The sequence below is a fragment of the Salinispora fenicalii genome (assembly GCF_000514815.1).
Classification (GTDB): domain Bacteria; phylum Actinomycetota; class Actinomycetes; order Mycobacteriales; family Micromonosporaceae; genus Micromonospora; species Micromonospora fenicalii.
Genome location: NZ_AZWQ01000016.1, coordinates 25,556 through 47,018, shown reverse-complemented (window position 1 = coordinate 47,018; position 21,463 = coordinate 25,556). Strand labels below are relative to the sequence as shown.

At 69.0% G+C, this 21,463-nt stretch carries 16 protein-coding genes; 7 read left to right on the top strand and 9 right to left on the bottom strand.

Annotated elements, in window-relative coordinates; translation table 11 throughout:
• Nucleotides 1-184: 184 nt before the first annotated feature.
• The 7 genes from B116_RS0105955 (at nucleotide 185) to B116_RS0105920 (ending at nucleotide 7,249) form a co-directional block, all read left to right on the top strand.
• The gene (locus B116_RS0105955; protein WP_027659475.1) at nucleotides 185-1,585 is read left to right on the top strand and encodes a hypothetical protein; all 1,401 of its coding nucleotides are present in this window, start codon (nucleotides 185-187) and stop codon (nucleotides 1,583-1,585) included.
• A 65-nt stretch (nucleotides 1,586-1,650) separates the two neighbouring features.
• On the top strand, nucleotides 1,651-2,895 hold the full coding sequence (locus B116_RS0105950; protein WP_027659474.1) for an AAA family ATPase: 1,245 nt from the start codon (nucleotides 1,651-1,653) through the stop codon (nucleotides 2,893-2,895).
• On the top strand, nucleotides 2,892-4,142 hold the full coding sequence (locus B116_RS0105945) for a vWA domain-containing protein (protein ID WP_027659473.1): 1,251 nt from the start codon (nucleotides 2,892-2,894) through the stop codon (nucleotides 4,140-4,142). Before B116_RS0105950 ends, B116_RS0105945 begins: the two co-directional genes overlap by 4 nt.
• A 201-nt stretch (nucleotides 4,143-4,343) precedes the next feature.
• Complete coding sequence (locus B116_RS0105940) at nucleotides 4,344-4,697, top strand: hypothetical protein (RefSeq protein WP_018719866.1); 354 nt, start codon at nucleotides 4,344-4,346, stop codon at nucleotides 4,695-4,697.
• 200 nt (nucleotides 4,698-4,897) lie between these two features.
• Complete coding sequence (locus B116_RS28910) at nucleotides 4,898-5,056, top strand: DUF2716 domain-containing protein (RefSeq protein WP_223874522.1); 159 nt, start codon at nucleotides 4,898-4,900, stop codon at nucleotides 5,054-5,056.
• 91 nt (nucleotides 5,057-5,147) lie between these two features.
• Nucleotides 5,148-5,864, top strand: coding sequence for a response regulator transcription factor (locus tag B116_RS0105925; protein WP_027659472.1), 717 nt, complete (start codon nucleotides 5,148-5,150; stop codon nucleotides 5,862-5,864).
• Between the two features lie 11 nt (nucleotides 5,865-5,875).
• Entirely contained in the window at nucleotides 5,876-7,249 is a 1,374-nt protein-coding gene (locus tag B116_RS0105920) for a HAMP domain-containing histidine kinase (RefSeq protein ID WP_027659471.1), read from the top strand.
• 89 nt (nucleotides 7,250-7,338) lie between these two features.
• On the opposite strand, the gene B116_RS0105915 is transcribed toward B116_RS0105920, so the two are convergent.
• The 9 genes from B116_RS0105915 to B116_RS0105865 all read right to left on the bottom strand — a co-directional run bounded on the left by B116_RS0105915 (nucleotide 7,339) and on the right by B116_RS0105865 (nucleotide 21,292).
• Complete coding sequence (locus B116_RS0105915) at nucleotides 7,339-8,511, bottom strand: acyltransferase family protein (RefSeq protein WP_027659470.1); 1,173 nt, start codon at nucleotides 8,509-8,511, stop codon at nucleotides 7,339-7,341.
• A gap of 400 nt (nucleotides 8,512-8,911) precedes the next feature.
• Entirely contained in the window at nucleotides 8,912-10,507 is a 1,596-nt protein-coding gene (locus tag B116_RS0105905) for a long-chain-fatty-acid--CoA ligase (RefSeq protein ID WP_027659469.1), read from the bottom strand.
• The gene (locus B116_RS0105900; RefSeq protein WP_027659468.1) at nucleotides 10,504-10,905 is read right to left on the bottom strand and encodes an acyl carrier protein; all 402 of its coding nucleotides are present in this window, start codon (nucleotides 10,903-10,905) and stop codon (nucleotides 10,504-10,506) included. The genes B116_RS0105905 and B116_RS0105900 overlap by 4 nt, the downstream gene beginning before the upstream one ends.
• A gap of 338 nt (nucleotides 10,906-11,243) precedes the next feature.
• Nucleotides 11,244-12,722, bottom strand: a complete 1,479-nt coding sequence (locus tag B116_RS0105895; RefSeq protein ID WP_397540579.1) for an MFS transporter — start codon at nucleotides 12,720-12,722, stop codon at nucleotides 11,244-11,246.
• 244 nt (nucleotides 12,723-12,966) lie between these two features.
• On the bottom strand, nucleotides 12,967-13,350 hold the full coding sequence (locus tag B116_RS0105885; RefSeq protein ID WP_018719874.1) for a hypothetical protein: 384 nt from the start codon (nucleotides 13,348-13,350) through the stop codon (nucleotides 12,967-12,969).
• Between the two features lie 26 nt (nucleotides 13,351-13,376).
• Nucleotides 13,377-13,757: a hypothetical protein gene (locus B116_RS0105880; protein WP_018719875.1), complete on the bottom strand. Its 381-nt coding sequence runs from the start codon at nucleotides 13,755-13,757 to the stop codon at nucleotides 13,377-13,379.
• 34 nt (nucleotides 13,758-13,791) lie between these two features.
• On the bottom strand, nucleotides 13,792-14,577 hold the full coding sequence (locus B116_RS0105875) for a thioesterase II family protein (protein WP_027659466.1): 786 nt from the start codon (nucleotides 14,575-14,577) through the stop codon (nucleotides 13,792-13,794).
• 94 nt (nucleotides 14,578-14,671) lie between these two features.
• Nucleotides 14,672-20,965: a type I polyketide synthase gene (locus B116_RS0105870; protein WP_027659465.1), complete on the bottom strand. Its 6,294-nt coding sequence runs from the start codon at nucleotides 20,963-20,965 to the stop codon at nucleotides 14,672-14,674.
• A gap of 24 nt (nucleotides 20,966-20,989) precedes the next feature.
• Nucleotides 20,990-21,292, bottom strand: a complete 303-nt coding sequence (locus tag B116_RS0105865; RefSeq protein WP_018719878.1) for an acyl carrier protein — start codon at nucleotides 21,290-21,292, stop codon at nucleotides 20,990-20,992.
• Nucleotides 21,293-21,463: the final 171 nt, after the last annotated feature.

The following is a 21,463-nucleotide window of genomic DNA, read 5'->3' as shown; positions in this document are numbered from 1 at the left end:
CCGACTCTTGCTGAGGCCGGCAGCTTAGCTGTCGGGATTGCTCTCCGGGCATCACTCGAGGCGACAGATCCAGATTACGGTTAAGGATGGATCGGCCTTGGCGTAGCTCGCAGCGGGCGCTACACTCCGCCACGATGAATCTCTCTCTCAGATTGGGGGTCCGGTTCGCGCAAGGTGAGTGCTGATGCGCTCCCCAGCCGCGACTGCGGATTCCCGCCTATCTCTCCTCCGCCGGGTACGCGAGTACGCCGTGCCGCCCTTCATGATCGAAGCCGCGACCGTTCGTCGTCGCGTCGGTGACTGGGCCGGGGCATGTGCCGCCGCTCGTGTTGACGTTGACCTTGACCTGCGCGCCGTCGCTCGCTGCCACGGCCGCGAGCTGGCCGCCCGGCTCCGGGCTGATCTCCGGCACCTCGCGCCTGACCTGCTGCGCTGGCACCTGCCGAGGATCGCTCCTGACGGGTTGTTGCGCCCGGGCCTGACCGTCTCACTGGCACGGTACGGCCCGGCGGAACACGACGATGCCAAGCCGGTGCACCTCGTCGCCCGGACGCCACCGGCCTGGGCGGATGCGGGCCAGCGGATCAGTCTGGCGCTGTGGTACGGATCCCGCGACGAGGGTGATTGCCCACATCCACATGCGCGTCCCGACCGTCGATTCCGCCTCGACCTGCACCGCCACCTGTGGGACGTCCGGAGAGCCGACGAGCTTCGGGTTCGGTCCGGCGCACCGGAACTGGCCTCTGACACCGCCACCACGATTCGCCTTGATCCCCAATGGGGTGCGTTGCGGGAGCGCGGCTACGCGGTGCACCAGTGGGCGGCCGAGGCAGCACTGCGGCTCCAGGCCACGGGCCGGACCAGCGGCACCGTGGCGGTTCGTCTCGGCCCTCGACGTCGTTTGCTCCTGGACGTCGCTCCGGCCGGAACGGACTTGCAGCCGCCTGCGGCGCGGATCGTCGGGGCGTCGCCGGCTGGTCGGGCTGCCGAGCTACCGGTGCTGCCCGACGCGGCGACCTGGATGGCGCCGGACCTGGAGCTGCTACGCCGCGGGCTGATCGAGGTCGACCGGCTCCACCCACTGGTGGCCTCCGCGCTCGCGCCCGGTCACCGGGCGGGCGTCACGCCGGCATCCCCGGACCCGGCGGCGGCGCCACGTCTCGTGGCCTGCCGGGGAGCCTGGCACCGCATCGGCCTGGTGAACGGGGTGCTCACACCCCTGGACCACGGTGCGGCGCAGATCCGCCGGGAGGAACTGCTGGCCGCGCTGACCGGCACCCCGCTGCCCTGCCTACAGGCAATCGACGAGGCACACCGCCGACCGGAGCTTCTTCCTGATATCCGCGCCCGCCTGGACCACGGGGACACCGCTGGCGCGCTGGCCACTGTCGAATCCCTACTCGGACCCAACGTGCTCCTCCGCCACGGGAACCTGCGGGAGGAACTGGAGAACGCCGCGCTGCGGCGGATCACGTACGGGCTGTTCCGAGCCGGGCTGACCGGACACGGACCACCCCCCTCCTCTCAGGACCGGCGGCCCAAGCGTGACCGTCGCCACCACCCACGCCACACGTTTCCCCGCTGACCAGCGGAAACCTCTTTCCTCGCCCGGTTCTGGCCGGCTCCTGACGACCTCACAGGTGATCTTAGATGTCCTCCACCCGTACCTCGATCGACACCGCCCCGGCGCCCCAGCTCGACGTTGCCGCTAACCTGCTCGCGCTGCTCTCCCACACCACCACCGAAACCCGGTCCGACCCGCAGTTGGAGGCCCTGACCCTGGCCGTCGCCGCCGACCTGCCGGTCCTGCTGTGGGGCGAGCCGGGAATCGGCAAGACCGCCGCGCTGACGCAGCTCGCCGCATCGCTGAACCTGCCGCTCACGACGGTGATCGCCAGCGTCCACGAGCCGTCCGACTTCTCGGGGCTGCCGGTCATCGGCGACGACCCGGCGACCCAGGGAGTGCCGATGGCGCCGCCGGACTGGGCCATACGTCTGGTCCGCGCCGGTCGTGGACTGTTGTTCCTGGACGAACTGTCGACAGCCCCGCCGGCCGTACAGGCCGCCCTGCTCCGTCTCGTGCTCGAGCGGCGTATCGGCAGCCTGTGCCTACCGGCCGGAGTACGCATCGTGGCCGCCGCCAATCCACGATCCTCGGCGACGGACGGCTGGGAGCTGAGCCCGCCGCTGGCCAACCGCTTCGTCCACCTGCAGTGGAGCCACGACCAGGAGGTCGTCGTACGCGGTCTGGGCGGGACCTGGCCCCGGGCCACGCTGCCCTGGCTCGACCCCGAGCGGCTTCCGGAGGCCGTCACCTTCGCCCGCCGTGCGGTGTGCGGACTCCTGTCGGCCCGCCCGGGGCTCGTGCACCGTCTGCCCACCAGTGAGGCCGGCCGCGGTGGTCCATGGCCGTCGCCCCGCAGCTGGGAGATGACCCTGCGCCTGATCGCCTTCGCCACCGCGGCCGACACCTCCCGGGAGGTCCTGTCGATGCTGGTCAGAGGCGCCGTGGGCGACGGCCCAGGACTGGAGCTGCTGGCCGGTCTGGACCGGATGGACCTCCCGGACCCCGAGGTGCTGCTCGCCGATCCGGCAACCGCCGTCCTGCCCGAGCGCGGCGACCTACGCCAAGCCGTTCTGGACGCCGTGGTGGAGGCGGTACGCCGCCGCCCGGAGCGGTCCCGCTGGGACGCGGCCTGGACACTGCTGGTCCGGGCCCTGGAGACAGGTGCCCCGGACCTGGTGGTCGTCCCCGCGTCCACCCTCGCCCGACTGCGTCAGGAAGACTGGGACGTGCCCGCGTCCATCGAGCAGCTCGCCGGTGCGGTGTCCCTGTCCCGCCGAGCCGACCGGACGGCGGCCCGGGTCGCAGCGGTCGCGGGGACCAGCCGGTGAGCACCGACCACGCCGGGACGCTCGACCGGGACAAGCTCTTCACCGCCCGGCTGCACGCCGCCCGGGTCCGGCCCTACCTGGCGACGGCGCTGTTCGCCCTGCACGTGGTCGAGTCCCGGCGGGTGCCGACAATGGCCGTGGACCCACACTGGCGGTGCTACGCATCGCCCGCGTTCGTCGACCGAACACCCGTGGAGGAACTCGCCGGAGTCTGGGTTCACGAGGTCTCGCACCTGCTCCGCGACCACCACGGGCGCGGCGACCGGGTCGCCCGGGAACGCGGGCTGACCGGGCTGGGGGAGCGGCTGCGGATGAACATCGCTGCGGACTTCGAGATCAACGATGACGTCTTCGGCGACGGGCTGGCCCGCCCGGAAGGCGCGGTCGAGCCGAGCGCGCTGCTGCTGCCGGAGGGACAACTGATGGAGGACTACCTGCGGCAGTTCCGGCTCGGCCCGCGTATCCAGCACCTGGCATGGCTGGACTGCGGCAGCGGCGCCGACGGGCTGCAGCGGCAATGGGACCTCGGACCCGACGGCGCGCACGCGCTCAGCCCGCAGGAACGGGACGCGGTGCGGTTCCGGGTGGCCGAGGGCATCACCGGCCGACCGGGGAACGTCCCTCAGGGCTGGCGGCGGTGGGCGGAACAGGCATTCCATCCACCACAGCCGTGGCGGGAACTACTCGGAGCGGCTGTCCGCTCGGCGGTCGCCGCACCCGGCCTGGGGGAGGACTACTCCTACGGCCGGCCGTCGCGACGCTCCGCCGGAATACCTGGGGTTGTCCTTCCGGCGCTGCGACGCCGACCCCCGCGGGTCTGCGTCATCATCGACACCTCCGGCTCGGTCAGCGACGCCGAACTCGGCAGCGCCCTGCTCGAGGTCGCCGCGATCGCCCGGGCTGTGGGCGGCCGCCGCGACCTGGTCACCGTCCTTCCCTGCGACGCAGCGGCCCACGTCATCCGCCCTCTATGCGGAGCTGCGAGCATTCCATTGATCGGAGGAGGGGGTACGGATCTGCGCACGGGCTTCGCTCGCGCGCTTCGGCAGAGTCCACGCCCGGACGTCATCGTTGCGCTGACCGACGGACAAACGCCCTGGCCGGCCTCACGGCCGCCCTCCCGAACCGTCGTAGGGCTGTTCCACCGCGCCGGCCGGTGCAATGAGGACGACCCTGACTATCGGCCGGACTCCCCACCCGAGTGGGCGCGCGTGGTCATCATCGGATCCGCTCTCACCGCACGGTGAATCTCAGCCCACGCCCGCAGATCGGCGGCGGGCTCCCTCGACGGCGCGGAAGCCCTGGGCGGGCCGGAGCTCGGTCGAACCTCGGAACTGTTGGCGCTGCGCGGCCAGGGAATCCCCCCGCACCTCCACCGGAGGCGGAAACCGGCTGGTTCACGCCGTGGGCCAGCCGGTACTGTTCGCCCGCCAGGAAGGAGTGCCGCGATGGCCGAGACGACGATTCTGTGGCGGCCGACCGGTCCCGAGGAGTTGGACCTCGTGCGCGCCTCCGGCTGGACGGCGTGGCCGCCGCGGCTGCCCGACCAGCCGATCTTCTACCCGGTCCTCAATGAGCAGTACGCGATCATGATTGCCCGGGACTGGAACGTGCCCGCCTCCGGCGTCGGCTACGTCACCCGGTTCCAGGTCGACCGCGCGTTCGCCTCCCGCTACCCGGTCCGGCAGGCTGGCGGCCGCGACATCCTCGAGCTGTGGGTTCCAGCCGAGGAACTCGACGAGTTCAACCGGCACATTGTTGGGCCGATTGAGGTGGTTCACGAGTTCCGGCCAGGCAGCTGAAGGGGACTTCGTGACAGTGGACGAGGGTGAGATCCTGAGTGCGGCCGCAGGAAGCTTCGCCGATTTCTCGGTGGAGAAGCAGGCATCCTGGTGCGCCGACTATTACCGCGTCTGATTCGAGTGCGAGCAACGAATGGCGACGAGGGCGTACCGCGAGTTGAGCGGCGACGAGGCGGCGGTCTGGGACCGGCGACTACTACATCTACCTCGCCGAGGACTTCCGGTTCGGTACCTTCGGCCACCCGTGGGAGCTGTCGCTCTGCGTGTTCGGCGGCGACCTGCTGGACCTGGTAGAAGCAGATCTGCATACGGTCCTCGGCCAGGTCATGCGTCGTAACGGTCGGCAGGTGCCGGTATGAGCCAGTTCATCGCTGATCGGCGCAGGGGTGTCGGAGAAGCGGGCCTGGCGGAATATGGGGAGGTCAGGTGAGGTGGCTCCGGTCGGACGAGATGTGGCACAGTCCGGTGATGTCCGTGCCCACCATCCTTCTCGCCGAGGATGATCCCGCCATCCGCCGCGCCGTCGAGCAGTCCCTGTTGCTCGAGGGCTACCACGTCGTCGCCACGGGTGACGGCCTCGAGGCGATTGCCGCGGTCCGGCGGGACAACCCGGACTTACTCGTCCTGGATGTGATGATGCCCGGCCTGGACGGCCTCACGGTCTGCCGGGTCCTGCGGGCACAGGGCGACTGGACCCCGATCCTCGTGCTCACCGCACGAACCCAGGTCTCCGACCGTGTCGCTGGGCTCGACGCCGGCGCGGACGACTACCTCGTCAAGCCCTTCGAGCCGGAGGAACTCCTGGCCAGGCTGCGCGCCCTGCTGCGCCGGGCGGCCCCGAGCATCGGCCCAGACCGCTCTGCCAGCGACGAACTGGCGGCAGCCGGGGTGCGGCTCGACCTGGCGGCGCGCCGAGCATGGCGGGGTGGTGAGGAGGTCATCCTGTCGCGGACGGAGTTCGACCTGCTCGAACTACTGATACGTAACTGCGGGGTGGTGCTGGACCGCACCACGATTCACGACCGCATCTGGGGCTACGACTTTGGCACTGGTTCGAAGAACCTGAGCGTCTTCATCAGCTACCTGCGGCGCAAGCTGGCCCGCCCGGGCGCACCTGAGATCATTCACACGGTCCGGGGAGTCGGGTACACGCTCCGCGAATCATGACTCTGCGCGACATGATCCGACCCAGCTTGCGACTGACCTTCTCTCTGCTGTTCGCCACGGTCGCGGCGCTGGTCGCCGTCGGTGTCGGCGCGCTGAGCTACGGTCAGGCGTCCGGGTTGATCTGGCAGGAGACCGACGACGACTTCGACCGGGCGGCGGAGGCCGTGGCGGAGCTGACGATCGACGCCGGTGACCTGACGCCGGAGGACTTGGTCGAGCTGGACGACGACCTCGGCGTTGATCTCGGTGACGTCCTCGCTGGATCCGACACGCTCATCGGCCAGATCCTCGGACCCGAAGGGCAGGTCGTTGACGAGGGCTACCCCCAGCCGCTTCCGGTGTCGGGCGGGGACCGGGCGGTGGCCGCGGCCGAAGATCCGGGGGGCACCCGGAGCAGCGAAGCACAGCTGGACCACACCCGGGTACGAATTGTCACGGTCGCGCTCGGCGGAGGGCGCGGAGCTATCCAGGTGGCACAACAGCTCAGCGAGGTGGACTCGCTACTCACGAGCCTTAGGACCAGAATCACCGCGGTCGGCGTCGCGATCTCGCTGGCGGCCGGGGTGTGTGGCTGGTTCGTGACGACTCGGGTGACCCGTGGCCTTGTTCGACTGACCAGGGTGGCGGAGGAGGTTACCGTCACCGGGCGGCTGGATCTTCCCGTGCCTGCGGGCGGGCGAGACGAGGTCGGCCGCCTCGGCACGGCCTTTGACCGGATGCTGGGCCAGCTCGCCCGGTCCAGGGATGCCCAGCAACGACTGGTGCAGGAGGCAGGCCATGAGCTACGCACTCCACTGACCAGCATGCGGACCAACATCGCCCTGCTGCACCGGTTCGACGAACTGCCCCTGGCCGCCCGCGGTCCACTGCTGACCGACCTCACGATGGAGTCCAGGGAGTTGATCAAGCTGGTCAACGAGCTGGTGGAGCTTGCGACGGACACCCGAGAACTGGAGGCGACCGAACCCGTTGAGCTCGCGGAGCTCGCGGGAAGGGTTGCCCAGCGCTTCCGCACCCGATCCAGCCGGGAGATCACGACGCAGGACGACGCTACCGTCGTCACCGGCCGGCCACAGGCCCTGGAACGAGCCCTTACCAACCTGGTCGAGAACGCGACCAAGTTCGATTCCTCCGGGGCCCCGGTGGAGATCGTGATCCACCGGGGCCGGGTCGAGGTGAGGGACCGTGGACCCGGGATACCAGACCTACCCGAAGGGCGGCTCTTCGACCGGTTCTACCGGGCTCCCGAGGCCCAGGGCATGCGAGGCTCGGGGCTGGGCCTGGCGATTGTCCGGGATGTGGTGACCGCTCACGGCGGGACGGTGTTCGCGCACAACCGTGACGGTGGGGGCGCCACGATCGGCTTCGAGCTACCGGAGCGCTGAACCGATCAGGTGCGCTCACGAGCCCAACCTCGGCCCTGACGATGTGTGGGCCCACATGTGGCCCCTCTGCGTCGTCGGCCTGCGGACCTTCACGCACGCGCCGGGGACCGTTTCCTGCCCCCGCCCAGCAGCGAGGGACGTCTGCGGGCAGCAAGGTCCTCGACCCAACCGAACACCCCCGCCGCGGCCAGGACCAGCGAGAACTCCACGCAGAGCATGGCCACCAACTCCGGCATGGGCCATCCGGCGAATGTGCCGTCCTCACTCAGCCACCACACCAGAGGCAGCAACGGGTAGTGCCAGAGGTAGATGGTCACCGCCCGGGAGTTCATCCGTTCGGTCAGTACACGGAGCGGGGCGACCCGGTCGATCAGACCGGCACCCGGCCGGAAGCGCAGCAACACCAAGGCGAACGCGAGTGACAGCAGCGTATTCAACACCAGGCTGTCATAGAGGCTGAGCGAGCTGAATTCGACATCTTGCTCGGCCCGGTAGGTCCACCACAAACCTACGGCTGTCAGCCCGGCAGCCAAAAGCATGGTGGCCCAGCCACTGATGCGGGACAACAGACCGTCGTGGTGGGCGAATCCCAGAAGCCAGCAGGCCAGGTAGACGACGAAGCTGCTCAACAGCCCTTCCGAGCCGGTCAGCATCGAGCTCAGGATCCCCTCACCCTCGACGGCTGACAGGTCGAGGGCAACCACCCCGCACACCGCCACAGCCAGCGCCGCCCAGGGACTCAGGCGGAAGATACGCAGTAGCAGGGGCGAGAGCAGCACGAACCACAGGTACGCGCGCAGGTACCACAGCACGCCGGTGAAACCGCCACCCAGCTCGGACTCACCGGCGGGTGGGTCACCCACCGGCAGGAGCCAGAAGAGGTACTGCCACGTTGGGCGGAACGGCTCATCCGACCCGTGTGCCTCCCACCACATCAACGGTAGGGCGACCGCCGCCACCATCCACAGCGGGGGCAGTAGCCGACGCATCCTGCCCCGAATGACGGTCGTGACTCCCTTCCGGCGGTCGAGAGACGCCGCCATCATCGCTCCACCGAGCGTGAACATGATGCCCATGGATGGAAAGGCCAACGTCATCCAGGGTGCCCCGGCGGTGTGTAGCACCACCACGCGAAGAATGGCGACAGACCGCAGGAGGTCAAGGTAGCGGTCTCGTCCCACCGCTGGCAGGGTCGAGGAGGTGGCACCGTTTGCCCCCTCATCGCCGGTCGATGGAACGGCGTTTCTCCTGGTGTTGAGCAACAGACGTCTTCCTCACTCGGTGAATCCACAAAGGTGGTGACGCACCGCCGGACACGGTGAGTTGGAGGTGCGCAGCTTTGGCAGGCCTCACGATGGCAGGGCAAGGTGAAAGCACGTCTGGAAAAGGGCAAGAAGCAGTCAAGAACCGGCCAGCGCCTCGGCGTCGGCCACCGCGCCTTTTACCAGTGGCTGCGCGCCGGCCGGCAGCGTGCCACTGAGCGGGAACGCCACAGCCAGGCACGGGTCGAGGTCACCATCACGACCGCACCCAACCGGCTGTGGGTCACCGACCTCCTACCTGCGCACCTGGGAAGGGTTCCGCTACCTCGCCGTCGTGGTCGACGCCTACCCCGGCGAGGTGTCGGGTGGGCGATGGCCGATCACCTGGGCACCCGGCCGGTCAGGAGGCGACGCCGGCGGTGCGCGGGGCGCCGGTGGTAGGTGCGGGCGCGCCGCGGTCCTCGGCGCGCAGTACCCGGCGTAGCACCTTGCCGGTGGGATTGCGCGGGAGCCTATCGACGAATCGGTATCCCACAGGCACCTTGTAGTCCGCGATCCGGCCGCGGAGGAACAGCATCAACTGGCGCGGCGATACCTGCGCGCCGGGGGCCAGCACGACGGCCGCGTGAACCACTTCGCCCCAGCGCGGGTGCGGTACGCCGTAGACGGCCACGTCGGCGACGTCGGGGTGGGTCCGGATCACGTTCTCCACCTCGACCGGGTAAATGTTCTGCCCGGCCACGACGATCGTGTCGTTGATCCGGTCCCGCAGGTACAGGTAGCCGTCGTCGTCGAGGTAGCCACTGTCACCCATACGCAGCCAGCCGTCCACCTTCATCGCGGCGGTCTCGTCCGGCCGGTTGGCGTACTCGATGAACTCGGCCGGGGTGCGTACGCAGATCCGGCCTGGCTGCCCGGGCGGCAGCTCAACACCGGTCTCATCGATGATACGCAGATCATTGCCGGGACAGATCCGCCCCGCCGAGCCGAGCTTGGGGTGACAGGGGGTGTGTTCGTCGGCGCGTAGGCAGGTGATGAAGCTGCCCGTTTCGGCGGCCGCGTACGCCTGCACCAGGTCGCAGTCGAACTCGTGCATGCAGCGTTCCTGCAGCTCCGGGGAGATCGGCGAACCACCGTAGACGATCTTGCGCAGGGATCGGAACCGATGCGGGTCGGCATCCGGCTCCGACAGCATTATCTGCAGCATGGCTGGCGCGGCCCACAGGGTGGTCACGGCATGGCGTTCGATCAACGCGCCCGCCTCGCCGGCCACGAACGACTGCATCACGATGCTGGTCGCGCCGACGTTCAGGCTGTGCATGAACCACGCGTAGCCGCCGGCGTGCAGGCCGGGAAAGGCGCTGAGACTGCGGTCCTCCGGCCGCCAGTCGATCCAGTCCACGCCGGCCCGCTGCATGTTGTCGATGAACGTGAAGAACGTACGGTGAGCCAGTATGACGCCCTTGGGTAGTCCGGTGGTGCCGCTGGTGTACATCTGCGCCACGGGGTCGTCGGTGCCCACATGTATTTCCAGGTCGTGCGTCGGGCAGTCAGCGAACCACCGCAGAAATCTGCCGTAGCGGTCTCCCGGCGCGTCCATGTCGACCATGTGTCGTAGCGCGGCCAGGTCCGCCCGCAGCGGCTCGATCAGCGACGCGAATTCGTGCTCGACGAAGAGGATCTCCGCCGTGGAGTCGCGTAGCACATGGTTGATTTCCGTCGTGGTCAGTCGCGGGTTGACCGGCACCAGCACCGCGCCGATCTTCGCGCATGCGATGGCAATCGTGTAGAAGTGGTGCGACTCGCGGCCGAGATAGGCGACGCGGGAGCCTCGGTCGAGGCCGTCACGTAGCAGAGCGTGCCCGACACGGTTGCTCTCAGCGTGCAGCTTCGCGTAGCTGACCCGGACGTCCTCAAAGAGGATCGCGTCCACGTCCGGCCGACGTCGGGCGTGCTCCGCGATGCGCGCGGCGATGGTGTGCTGGTGGGAGATCATGCCGCCCCTGCGCCCATCTCGTGTAGAACGTTGTCCCAGAGCACCCGGGTCATCGCAAGTGGTAGCGCGGTCGGCGCCGAGGCGGATTGCGGGAACATGTCGGGCAGCACGTCGGTCGTAAGGTAGTCGACTACCTGGGCGACCGTGCAACTATTGAATAGCACGGGACTGTGCAGATTCTCACCGAGCAGGTCGGAGAGGCGATGTTGGACCTCGCCGATGAGAACCGACGACATGCCGAGTGCAAACAGACTTTCGTACAATGGCATGGGTTCGTCGTCCGGAATAGAAAGTACCGCCCTGAACTGTTCCGCCACCATGGATTCCAGCTCGGCGCGGCGCTCGGAAATCGGCAGGTGCCTCAGTCGTTCGACGGCTGGAGCGCGTGTGGTGGTCATTCATTTCCTCCCCATCATGAACGACAACGAACTGCGCAGTGGTCCTCACTCCCAGTGGGTTGTAGGGGTTCTCATCCCAGTTAATTATTAGATCAGTTGATCTTTACGTCGCGCTGACCCGCCGCTGATCCGGCCCGATACGCTTGAGTAGCGCAAATGACCTTGGATTGCTCTCGGAGTTGAGAGGATTGGTCCACGGCCGGGCAACATCGCCGAGACAGTCCGCAGTTCGAGCCCCGGCCTGTGTAGATGGTCGTCAAGACTGGTTGCGGTGGACCGATCGCGGCTGTGGCCCGTGATCCGAAGGTCCCACGAAGCCATCTGGCAGGCCGGGCGGGTCAGCGGGCTGATTGCGGCGCCCGGGGCAGGAGTTGGACCAAGGTTGCCACCAGGACCCCGACCACCGCGATGAACACGAGGCTGGCACTGAAGGCGTCCCGGAACGGATCGCCGCTGGCGCGCGACAGCGTTCCGTAGAAGATGATGCCGATGATCGCAACACCGAAGGCGTTGCCGGCCCAGATTCCGGTACTCAGCACGCCGGAGGCTGCGCCGGCGTGCTGCGGGTCGATGCGCGACAGCACCGTCGCCGCGAGCGGCGCCACGGCCAGCCCCTGTCCGGCACCGTCGATAACCAGTGCGGGGGCCAGCCACCAGATGCTGCCTTCACCCGCCGGCCCGGCCAGCGCCGCGATCATCGACACCGCAGCGGTGGTACGCAGCAGAGCGCCAAGGGCGATCACCTGACGCCCGAGCCGCATCGCCACCCGCTGCGCGATCAACGACGTGGCCATGTAGCCGCCGCCGATGGCGATGAACAGGACGCCCGCCTGCAGCGCGCTGAATCCTCGGCCGTTCTGCACGTAGACGGCGAAGACGAGGAAGAACGACGCCTGCCCGAAATAGAAGAACAACTGGGTGAGCAGTCCAGCGGAGAACGCCCGGTCGTGAAACAGCCCCGGGTGCACCAACGGCGCGGCGCGGCGCCGGGCCACGGCCCGCTCCCGGACCATGAAGGCGGCGAAGAGCATCAGCGCGGCAGCCAGGCACAACCACGCCCAGAGCGGCCAGCCGCGCTCGCGGCCCTCGATCAACGGCAGCACCATCGCGCCCATCGCCAGCGAGATCAGGATCATGCCGGGAAGGTCGAGCACCGGCCGGCCGGTGGCGCGTGACTCGGGCACCCGACGCGGCACCAGAACCAGCGCCACGACCCCGATCGGCACATTGATCAGGAACACGCTGCGCCAGCCGAGCCCCATCGGGTCGGCCCAGATCAGCACACCACCGATGAGCTGGCCGAAGACCGCCGCGATGCCCATCGTGAAGCCGTACGCGGTGAACGCGCGGGCGCGCGGTGCGCCGGTGAGCGTCGCGCTGATGATGCTGAGCACCTGCGGCGTCATGATGGCGGCGGCGAGCCCTTGCGCGAGCCGGCCGGCAATCAGGGATTCGGCGTTCGGCGCCACCCCACACACCGCCGACGCGACAGTGAACAACAGGATGCCCGCGCTGAACATGCGGCGGCGGCCGAAAGTGTCACCAAGGCGGCCACCGACGATCAGCAGACCGGCGTATCCAAGGGCGTAGGCGGCGATGGTCAACTGCACGGTCGCCGACGTGGCGGAAAGATCCCGCTGAATCGACGGTACGGCGACGCTGACGATAAAGAAGTCGAGAACGCTGAGGAATATGCCGATCATCAGCACGAAGACCAGGCCTGGTTGATCGGCTGGCCCCGAGGCAGGGGCATCCGTGCGCGGAGCCGGTGGTGTCGTGCCGCCACTGGCGTCGACCGGGCGTGCGTGAGTCGCCATCACTACTCCTGGAAAGGTGCCATCACCGGCCGTCCTGATTCTCTGCGACGGAGATGGCGGCGGGCAATGACCTCAGAGGCCGTGCTGGGAAATGAGCGAGACGGCGCAGCGGAACCGCTCGCTGGTGTCCCGGGGCCCGGCGCCGACGACGGCACCGTCGGGCTCGGCGCCGACTAGGGACCGCGGGGCTCGGCGCCGACTACGGGACCGCCGGGGTCGACGCCGATTCCACACGACCCACTCGTCAGACCGACGGCTTCTTCATCGCAAACTGATAGTCCACCCGGATGCGACCCGACTCGTCCAGGACGACGAAGTCCTCGCCGAAGGTGTCCACCTCTCCGGTTGCGCTGGAAACCATCACCCAACGGAAGCGCATCCCGCCGTGGTGGCCGTACGCGTCGTTCTGGTAGCGGAAGCAGAAGCCCTTGCCGTAGTACTCGTCATGGGCCCGCCCCACCACGAACGGCATCATTCCGCGTCCGGAGACGACGAACAGCCGGTTGTAGTAGGTGCAGTCCTCCGCCCACAGCTCCTCGACCAGCTTCTTACGTGTCTCGGGGTCGGGCTCGTTCCAGGAGGCGATGTAGCGCTCAGCGATGTCGTTGTAGTCGAAGTTGTCTGCCATCGTGCTGCTCCCTCGGATCGGCCGGCTCAGATCGCCGGTGGGCGGAGACCGAACTGGTAGTCCGCGACGATTCGCCCGGAGCCGTCGAGGATCAGGAACTCCTCGCCGAACGTGTCGACCTCCCCGGTGGACCGGACGGCGAGGACCCAGCCGAACTTCACCCCACCGTGGTGGCCGTACGCGTCGTTGCGGGACTTGAACGTGAACCCCTTGGCGGTGTGCTCGCGGTACGCGGTGGAGATGGCCGCCTCCACCATGTCTCGCCCCTGGCAGACGAAGAGCCGGTTGTAGTAGGTCCCGTCCTCCGCCCACAGCTCGTCGATCATCTTGCGGCGGACGTCGGGCTCCGGCTCGTTCCAGGTGGCGATGTACCGGTCAACGAGTGCGTTGAGGCTTCTCTGCGACATGATCGCTCCGTTCTGGCGGGTCACGGCCCGCCGGTTAGTGACCGGGTATCGAGGTACACGCCGCGAGCCGGCGCAGGTGCCGGGTCAAGTCGGTGACGATCGGCAGCGCCGCGGCGTAGATGAAGAAGTGGCCGCCGGGGAACGCCGAATTGCCGAGGTATTCGGGGCTGCGGCCGTTCCAGGACTCCGGGGCGTCGGCGGTCAGAAGCGGGTCGTCGCGCCCCGTGTAGCTGACTACGGGGCACGGCACCGGGGCGCCGTCGTCGACGTACCGGGCACAAGCAGTGAGGTCGGCCCGGGTGGGCGGTATCGTCAGCTCCAGCAGCTCCGGGTCCTGGTAGATCACCGGTGGCAGCGAGCCGAGACCCACGATCCAGGACACCAGCTCGGGCTGGGGGAGTTGCACCTGCTCGAGGGTCGGCATCGAGAACCCCTCCGGGGTCCATCCGGCCGAGGCGACCAGTATCGGCGGCGTTCCGTACTCGGCGGCGAGCAACACCGCCACCCGGTACGCCAGCAGCCCACCCATCGAGTGCCCGAACAGCGCGAAGGGCCGCCCGTCCAGCTCTGCGGCGATCGCCTCGCCGAGCGCCTCTGTCATTGGGCCGAGGTCGGTCACCAGCGGCTCGTCGCGGCGGTCGAGCCGGCCGGGCGGCTGTACGGCCTGCGCCGCGATGTCCGCCGGGAACAGCGGCAGCCAGTCGCGAAACACTCCGGCGTTGCCGCCCGCATAGGGCAGGAGGAACAACCGCACGGCAGCGTCGGCGGGCACCTCGTCGGGTTGGAACCAGCGGTTAACTATCGCGCGACGCTGGACCATCGGACCTCCTTCGTCGTCGCGGAAGCCGCGACCAGGCCTCGGTCGTGCCGGGTGCCGTGTCCCGTCGTGCTGCGGCGGGACGCGGCACCGCGGCTCAGGCGGTGGTTTCGGTAGTGAGCAACCCGTCGACGTACTCCGCTAGCGCCTCAGCCGTGGGGTACTGCAGTGCCACGGACGCCGGCAGCGGCACCCCGAACGCGGACTCCAAGGCGTTCTTCAGCTCGACGCCGACCAGCGAGTCCAGACCCAGCCGGACGAACTCGACAGTGGAATCGACGGCGTCGACGTCGTCGAAGTGCAGCACGGCGGCCACCTTCGCCCGCACGTACTGGTCGATGCTCGCCCGGCGTTGCTCGCTCGGGGCGGCCAGCAGCGCGGCCACGTCGAGCCCGACGGCGGCAGCGTCACCGGTGTCGTCGCGCAGCCGCTGGTAGAGGGCGTTGGCGACCGGCTTGGCGGCGATGAACCGGTCCCAGTCGCACTCGCCGACGACGGCTTGCCCGGTCGGCGTACGCAGTAGCTGGCGCAGCGCCCGCATGCCGACGGCCGGTGTGGTCAACACGATGCCTTCGTCGGACCACCGCTTGATCAGCTGATCGGAGAGGCGGGCCGACATGCCGACCTCACCCCACGGTCCCCAGTTGACGGTAAACGCGCCCTGCCCGGCGGCGAAGCGGCGCAGCAGCAGGTCGTCGAGGAACGCGTTGGCCGCCGAGTAGTTGAGCTGCCCCGGCGTGCCGACAATCGGCGCCGCCGACGAGTACCCGATCAGGAAGGCCAGCTCGGGCAGGTCCCGGGCCGCCTGGTGCAGCAGCCAGGTGCCGTACACCTTGGGGCGGAACACCTCGTCGATCGACTCCCAGGTCTGGGCAGCGACCGGCGCGTCCCGCAGCATGCCCGCCGAGTGCACGATGCCGCCGATCGGGTGTGGCCGGCGACCGATCTCGGCCAGGATCCGGGTCAGGTCGGCCGGCTCGGCCACGTCCCCGCGGTGCACGGTCACCTCGGCGGTGGCGCGCAGCCGCTCGACCAACTCCACCACGTCCGGCGCGGGGGCGCCGCTGCGCCCGATCAGGGCGATGTGTCGGGCCCCGGCGGCGACCAGTTCGTTGGCAGTCACCAGACCGAGGGCACCGAGCCCACCGGTGACCACGTACGTGCGGTCGGGTCGGATCGGAATCTCCGGCCGGGCCGGCTCCGGCGCGAAGTCGACGACCAGCTTGCCGATGTTCTGACCCCGGCTGAGCACCCCGAACGCCTCTTCCAGCTCATCGAGGGTGTAGGTGGTGGTGCGAATCGGGCTCAGTACCCCTGCGGCGAGCCGATCGGCGATGATCCGCAGCGTCTCGCCGGTGACCCGGACAGCGTCGTCCCACGGCAGCTCGCTGAGGTCGAAGTTGTGGTAGCGGAGGTCGGGACGCACCTCGCCAGCCTGTTCGGGGGTCCAGGCACCGACCTTGCCCATCTCGATGAACCGGCCGCCCGGTGCCAGGCAGGACATGCTGACCGGGATGTAGTCCTTGTTCAGGCTGTTGAGCACGATGTTCACGCCGGCGCCGTCGGTGACCCGCATCAGCTCGTCGGCGAAGTCCAACGTGCGCGAGTTCATCACATGCCGGACACCCTGCGCGGTCAGCACCTGCCACTTGTGCGGGCTGGCGGTGGCGTACACCTCCGCGCCGGCTGCCTTGGCAAGTTGGACGGCTGCCTGGCCCACCCCGCCGGCGGCGGCGTGGATCAGGACCCGGTCGCCGGCCTTGATGTCGGCGAGCGTGTGCAGAGCGTAGTGGGCGGTCACGTACACCGCTGCCACGCCGGCCGCCTCGAGCATGCTCAGGTTGGGCGGCTTCCGCACCGCGACCGCCGACGGCACCACGATCCGGCGCTGCATGCAGCCGAGGTAGTTGACGATCACCTCGTCGCCGACCTGGTGGGTGGCGTCGGGGCCGGCGGCCACGACTGTGCCGGCTGCCTCGAAGCCGAGTGGCTGTTCGCCGTAGGCGCGTAGCATCCCCAGCGCGTTCAACACGTCCTTGAAGTTCAGGCCGGCGGCGCGTACCAGAACCTCGACCTGGTCGCCTTCAGGGGCGACAACCGGCGCCGGGATGACCCGCAGGTTGCCGAACTGCCCGTACTCGCGAATGGTGACGGCCGCGTTCTCCTCGGGGTCCGCGCCCGTGCTCAGCGGCAGCGGGAGCAACCGGCGTACGTGTCGGTGCCCGTCGCGGTACGCCACCTGGAACTCGCCGCCGACCGAGGCCGCGATCTCCTCGAGTAGCTGCCGGTAGCCGGCCCTGTCGCCGGGCAAGTCCACCAGGGTGGTCCGGTACGAGGGGTGCTCGTTGAGCAGCGTGTGCCCGGCTCCCCACAGGCTCGCGGCCGCGACTGGCCGGTCATCAGTGGCGGCGTCCCCGGGCAGCAGTTGGGCCCCCTCGGTGACCAGCCACAACCGCTGCTGCCGGCCGAAGCCGGCGTCGCCGAGCGATCGGATCAGGTCGAGCAGTGCGGTGTAGTTCGCCTCGCACTCCGCACGCAGGGACGCGACGGCTGCGTCGCCGGTCGGGGTGCCGGTTTGCCCGGCCGGCGCCCAGAACCAGCACACGTCGGTGATCCCGCCGGCGGACACCATCCCGGCGGCCTCGGCGGCGTCGGCTGCGGTTACCACGCGAGCCGACTCCACCGCCTGCTCGCCCAGCCCGGACGCCACCGGTCCCGGCGCACCGACCAGTAGCACAGTGTGGGGCTGCGGCGCCACGGTCGGTGGCAGGGACCGCTTCAGCCACCGCTGCTGGTGGGCGATGCCGCGCCGCCGGCTGCCGGCGGCGTTTTGCACCCGCTTCATACCGAGGCCGCGCAGCTCGAACACCGGCTGGTCAGCCTCCAGCGCCAGCAGGTCGATCGAGCGGTCCAGGCCGGCCGCCGGGGCGGGATCGATGCGCATCAGCACCCGCAGCGCGTCGGCCTTAGGCTTCTTGAACATGACGAACGCCGCGTAGCTCACCGGCAGGTAGCTGTTGCCGTCGTCGCCAATCGCGGCGTACGCGTGGGTGGCACTGTCAGTCAGGTATGGCGGCACGTGCTCCACCGCGCCGGCCCGAACGCCGCGCACCTCGCCGACGGCGAGGTCGGTGCCGTGCCGGGCAGCCTTCTGGGTGCGGCGGAACCTGGGCCCGTATTCCAAACCGGCGGCGGCGTAGGCGGCGTAGACGGCGTCCTCGCCGAGCACCTCGTCGGGCTCGCCGACGGCGGCTGCCAGCTCCCGCAGCGCCGCGCCGGTCTCCGTCGGCGCGTGCGACGGATGCCGGGCGATGCCGGCCCGCACATGCACCCGTTCAACGCCGTCGGCGTGGCTGGTGATCTCGGCGCTGTGGTCCTCGCCGTCCTCGGTCGCCGGACGGAAGCGGATCCGCACCTGCACCGGTTCGTCGCCCAAGAACAGCGGCTCCGCGATCTGCACGTCGCGAATCTCGTGCCCGGTCTGGCCGAGGACCGCGTCCTGCAGCGCGAGCAGCACCTCCAGGTAGCCGGTGCCGGGAAACACCACGCGACCCATCACCACGTGATCGGCAAGGTAGCCCGGCGACGTGGCACTCCACCGGGCCCGGAACTCGCGCATCCCGTCGCCGCCCTCGGTCTCGGCGCCGAGTAACGGGTGATGAACGGTTCCGTCACCGGAAGCGCCGCCAAGGCCGTGCCGCGGTCCCTTGATCGGTAGCCAGTACCGCTTGCGGTCGAACGGGTACGTCGGCAGGTCGATCTTGCCTCGTTCCCTGCCGGCGTGGAACCCGGTCCACGAGATGGTGGCGCCGGCCCGGTAGAGCGCGGCCACCGACTCGCGGATGACGTCACCGTGCTCGTCGCGGCGATCCAGGCTGGCCAACCACCGGTGGTGCTCCGGCGTCAGGCACTGTCGGGCGAGACCCATCAAGGCGTTGGACGGACCGATCTCGACGAAGTTGTGGTTGCCCCGCCGCTCGACACTGCGCATGCCGGCCAGGAAGTTGACCGGCTCGCCGATGTGCCGCACCCAGTACTCGGGGTCGACCAGCTCGCTGAGACGGGCCGGCTTGCCGGTCAGATTCGACACGACCGTCATGCTCGGCTCGTGGAACTCGATGTCGGTCAGCGCCGCGCGAAACTCGTCAAACACCTCACGCATCAACGGCGAGTGGAAGGCATGCGAGACGGCGAGGGTGGTGACCTTGCGGCTCTGCGCGGTCAGCGCAGCCGTCACCTCGGCGAGTGCGTCCGCGGCGCCGGAGATGACTGTCTGGCTCGGCGAGTTGATACTGGCGACCGCCAGATCGTCGTGGCCGGCCAGCAGGTCGGTCAGCTCCTCGGCGGCGCAGTTCACCGCAGCCATGCCGCCCGGCGCGGCGACCGCCTGCATCAGCCGGCCACGGGCGGCGACCAGACGCACCGCGTCCGGCAGGCTGAACAGGCCGGCGACCGAGGCCGCCGCCACCTCGCCAATGCTGTGTCCGATGAGCACGTTGGGCCGGATTCCCCACGACAACCACAGCTGCGCGAGCGTGTACTCCAGGCTGAAGAGCGCGGCCTGCGTGTAGCGGGTCTGCTGTAGGTCCTCGGCGCTGCTCTCCGGTCCGAACATCAGCCCGACGACCGAGCGGCCGAGTTCGGGGGCGAAGAGCCGGTCGCACGCGTCAAGGTGCTCGCGGAAGACCGGGAACTGCCGGTAGAGCGCCTTCCCCATTCCCGGGTACTGCGAGCCCTGCCCGGTGAAGAGGAACGCCACCTTGCGGATCTTCTCGGTGGGGGTGGCCTTGCCGGTCCGCTCGATCTGCTTCGCGAGGAACGCGTCGAGCTGTTCGCGGTCGCGCACAACTCCGGCGGCCCGCAGCGGGAAGTGGGAGCGGCCCACGGCCGCGGTGTAGCAGAGCTCGTCGAGGCGCGTCTCGGGATGCGCGGCGAGGTGCTCCCGGTACCGGCCCAGCAGCTGCGTCAGCGACTGACGGCTCTTGGCCGAGACCACAACGACGTGGTTGCCGGGCAGCTCCACCGGAGGTTCGACGGTGACCGGCGGTGCCTCCTCCAGCACCGCGCTGGCGATGGCACCGCCGAAGCCGAAGCTGTTGACCAGCGCCCGCCTAACCGGGGCCTGCCAGGGGCCGCCCTCGGTCGGGACGTGCACCGGGATCCGGTCCCACGGGATGCGCCCTGAGGGCTTGGTCATGTTGAGATGGGGGAAGAAGCTCTTCTCCCGCATCTGCAGCACGCTCTTGACCACGCCGCCGATACCGGCGACCGGTTCCATGTGCCCGACATTGGTCTTCACCGACGACACCACCAGCGGCGCGTCCTTGGTGTGATGTGCGCCGAAGACGTCGGTGATGGCGCCCATCTCGATCGGATCGCCGAGCGCGGTGCCGGTGCCATGGGCCTCCACGTATTGGATGTCGCCCGGCGTCAACCCGGCGTTGCGCAGCGCGGCGCGCATCACGGCCTCCTGCGCGTTGCCGTTGGGCACGGTCAGGCCGGCGCTCTCGCCGTCCTGACCGATGGCGGTGCTGCGGATGAGCGCAAGGATGGGATCACCGTCGCGCTGCGCGTCGGACAGCCGCTTGAGCACCAGCGCGCCGCAGCCCTCGGCACGCACGTACCCGTCTGCGGAGTCGTCGAAGGTCTTGCACTGCCCGTCGGGGGCAAGCATGTTGCCGTGGGTGAACATCACCGGGATCTTGGGGTGGTGGATCGCGCAGACCGCTGCGGCCACCGCGATTGGGCACTCGCCACCACGCAGACCCTCCACGGCCAGGTGCAGGGCGGTCAGCGAGGACGCGCAGGCGGTGTCGGTGCTCAGGCTCGGCCCACGCCAGCCTAGGAAGTACGACAGCCGGCCGGCCATCGGGAAGAAGCTGATGCCGGCGGCCAGGTGCCCGTCGACCTCCTCGTAGGGCAGCGAGTCCAGCTCAAGGGCGTAGTCAAAGGAGCTAGCGCCGACGTAGACGCCGCCACTGCTGTGGCGCAGGGCGGCGGGATCGAGGTTGGCGCTCTCCAGCGCCTCCCAGGTAACCTCGAGCAGCATCCGCTGCTGGGGGTCGACGTACTGCGCCTCCAGCGGGGAGATCCCAAAGAACGGCGCGTCGAACTGATCGATCTGGTCGAGGAAGCCGAACCCCGCCGCCCGGATCTTGCCCTTGGCGTCAGGTCCATCGGACTGGAACGCCTCCACATCCCACCGTTCCTCAGGCACCGGGCGAATGCCGTTGCCGCCGTGGGTGAGGAACGCCGCGAACTGGTCCAGCGACTCGTTGCTGCCCGGGAACCGGATGCCGGCTCCGATGATGGCGATCGGCTCACGACGCGCGCCAGGATCGGCACCATGGTCCCGGACCGCCTCCGGCCGCGTGTCAGAATTGGTGGACACGGCGCCGCCTCCTTACCTTCTGTGCTATGTGGCCGACAGCCGCAGGATGTCGTCGGCTAGGTAGTTGACAAACTGCTCGAGGGTCGGCTGGTTGAACATAACGGTGGCGCTGATGGGGCAACCGAACAACATTTCGAGCTGTTCCTTCACATCGGCGATGATGAGCGACGTGCAGCCCAGGTCGAAGAAACTGATTTCCGCTGGAAACTCTTCGCCCTCCTCCATGAGAAGTTTGGTGCGGAACTGCTCCGCGACGATCACCTCGAGAGCTTCGCGGCGCTCGTGTCGAGGCAGCTCCCGCAACTCCAGCACCGTTTCCGGGGTCATTAAAGCTCTCCTATTTACCGGCTACACGCCCGCGTCGCCCCCGCCGCGGTGGTGGTCTATCAGCAAGTCAAGCAGTTGCCGCTGACCGCCGATTGACGACCGGCTGATAACGGCGCGAGGCCTCAATCAGTCGCGAATCAGTATCGGGTCAGCGGCGAATGCGAGGGTGGC

Bases quoted from the DNA above. Each gene is read 5' to 3' on its own strand.
- B116_RS0105955 (WP_027659475.1), top strand. From the start codon at position 185: ATGCGCTCCCCAGCCGCGACTGCGGATTCCCGCCTATCTCTCCTCCGC.
- B116_RS0105950 (WP_027659474.1), top strand. From the start codon at position 1,651: ATGTCCTCCACCCGTACCTCGATCGACACCGCCCCGGCGCCCCAGCTC.
- B116_RS0105940 (WP_018719866.1), top strand. From the start codon at position 4,344: ATGGCCGAGACGACGATTCTGTGGCGGCCGACCGGTCCCGAGGAGTTG.
- B116_RS0105925 (WP_027659472.1), top strand. From the start codon at position 5,148: ATGTGGCACAGTCCGGTGATGTCCGTGCCCACCATCCTTCTCGCCGAG.
- B116_RS0105920 (WP_027659471.1), top strand. From the start codon at position 5,876: ATGATCCGACCCAGCTTGCGACTGACCTTCTCTCTGCTGTTCGCCACG.
- B116_RS0105905 (WP_027659469.1), bottom strand. From the start codon at position 10,507: ATGATCTCCCACCAGCACACCATCGCCGCGCGCATCGCGGAGCACGCC.
- B116_RS0105900 (WP_027659468.1), bottom strand. From the start codon at position 10,905: ATGACCACCACACGCGCTCCAGCCGTCGAACGACTGAGGCACCTGCCG.
- B116_RS0105895 (WP_397540579.1), bottom strand. From the start codon at position 12,722: ATGGCGACTCACGCACGCCCGGTCGACGCCAGTGGCGGCACGACACCA.
- B116_RS0105885 (WP_018719874.1), bottom strand. From the start codon at position 13,350: ATGGCAGACAACTTCGACTACAACGACATCGCTGAGCGCTACATCGCC.
- B116_RS0105880 (WP_018719875.1), bottom strand. From the start codon at position 13,757: ATGTCGCAGAGAAGCCTCAACGCACTCGTTGACCGGTACATCGCCACC.
- B116_RS0105875 (WP_027659466.1), bottom strand. From the start codon at position 14,577: ATGGTCCAGCGTCGCGCGATAGTTAACCGCTGGTTCCAACCCGACGAG.
- B116_RS0105865 (WP_018719878.1), bottom strand. From the start codon at position 21,292: ATGACCCCGGAAACGGTGCTGGAGTTGCGGGAGCTGCCTCGACACGAG.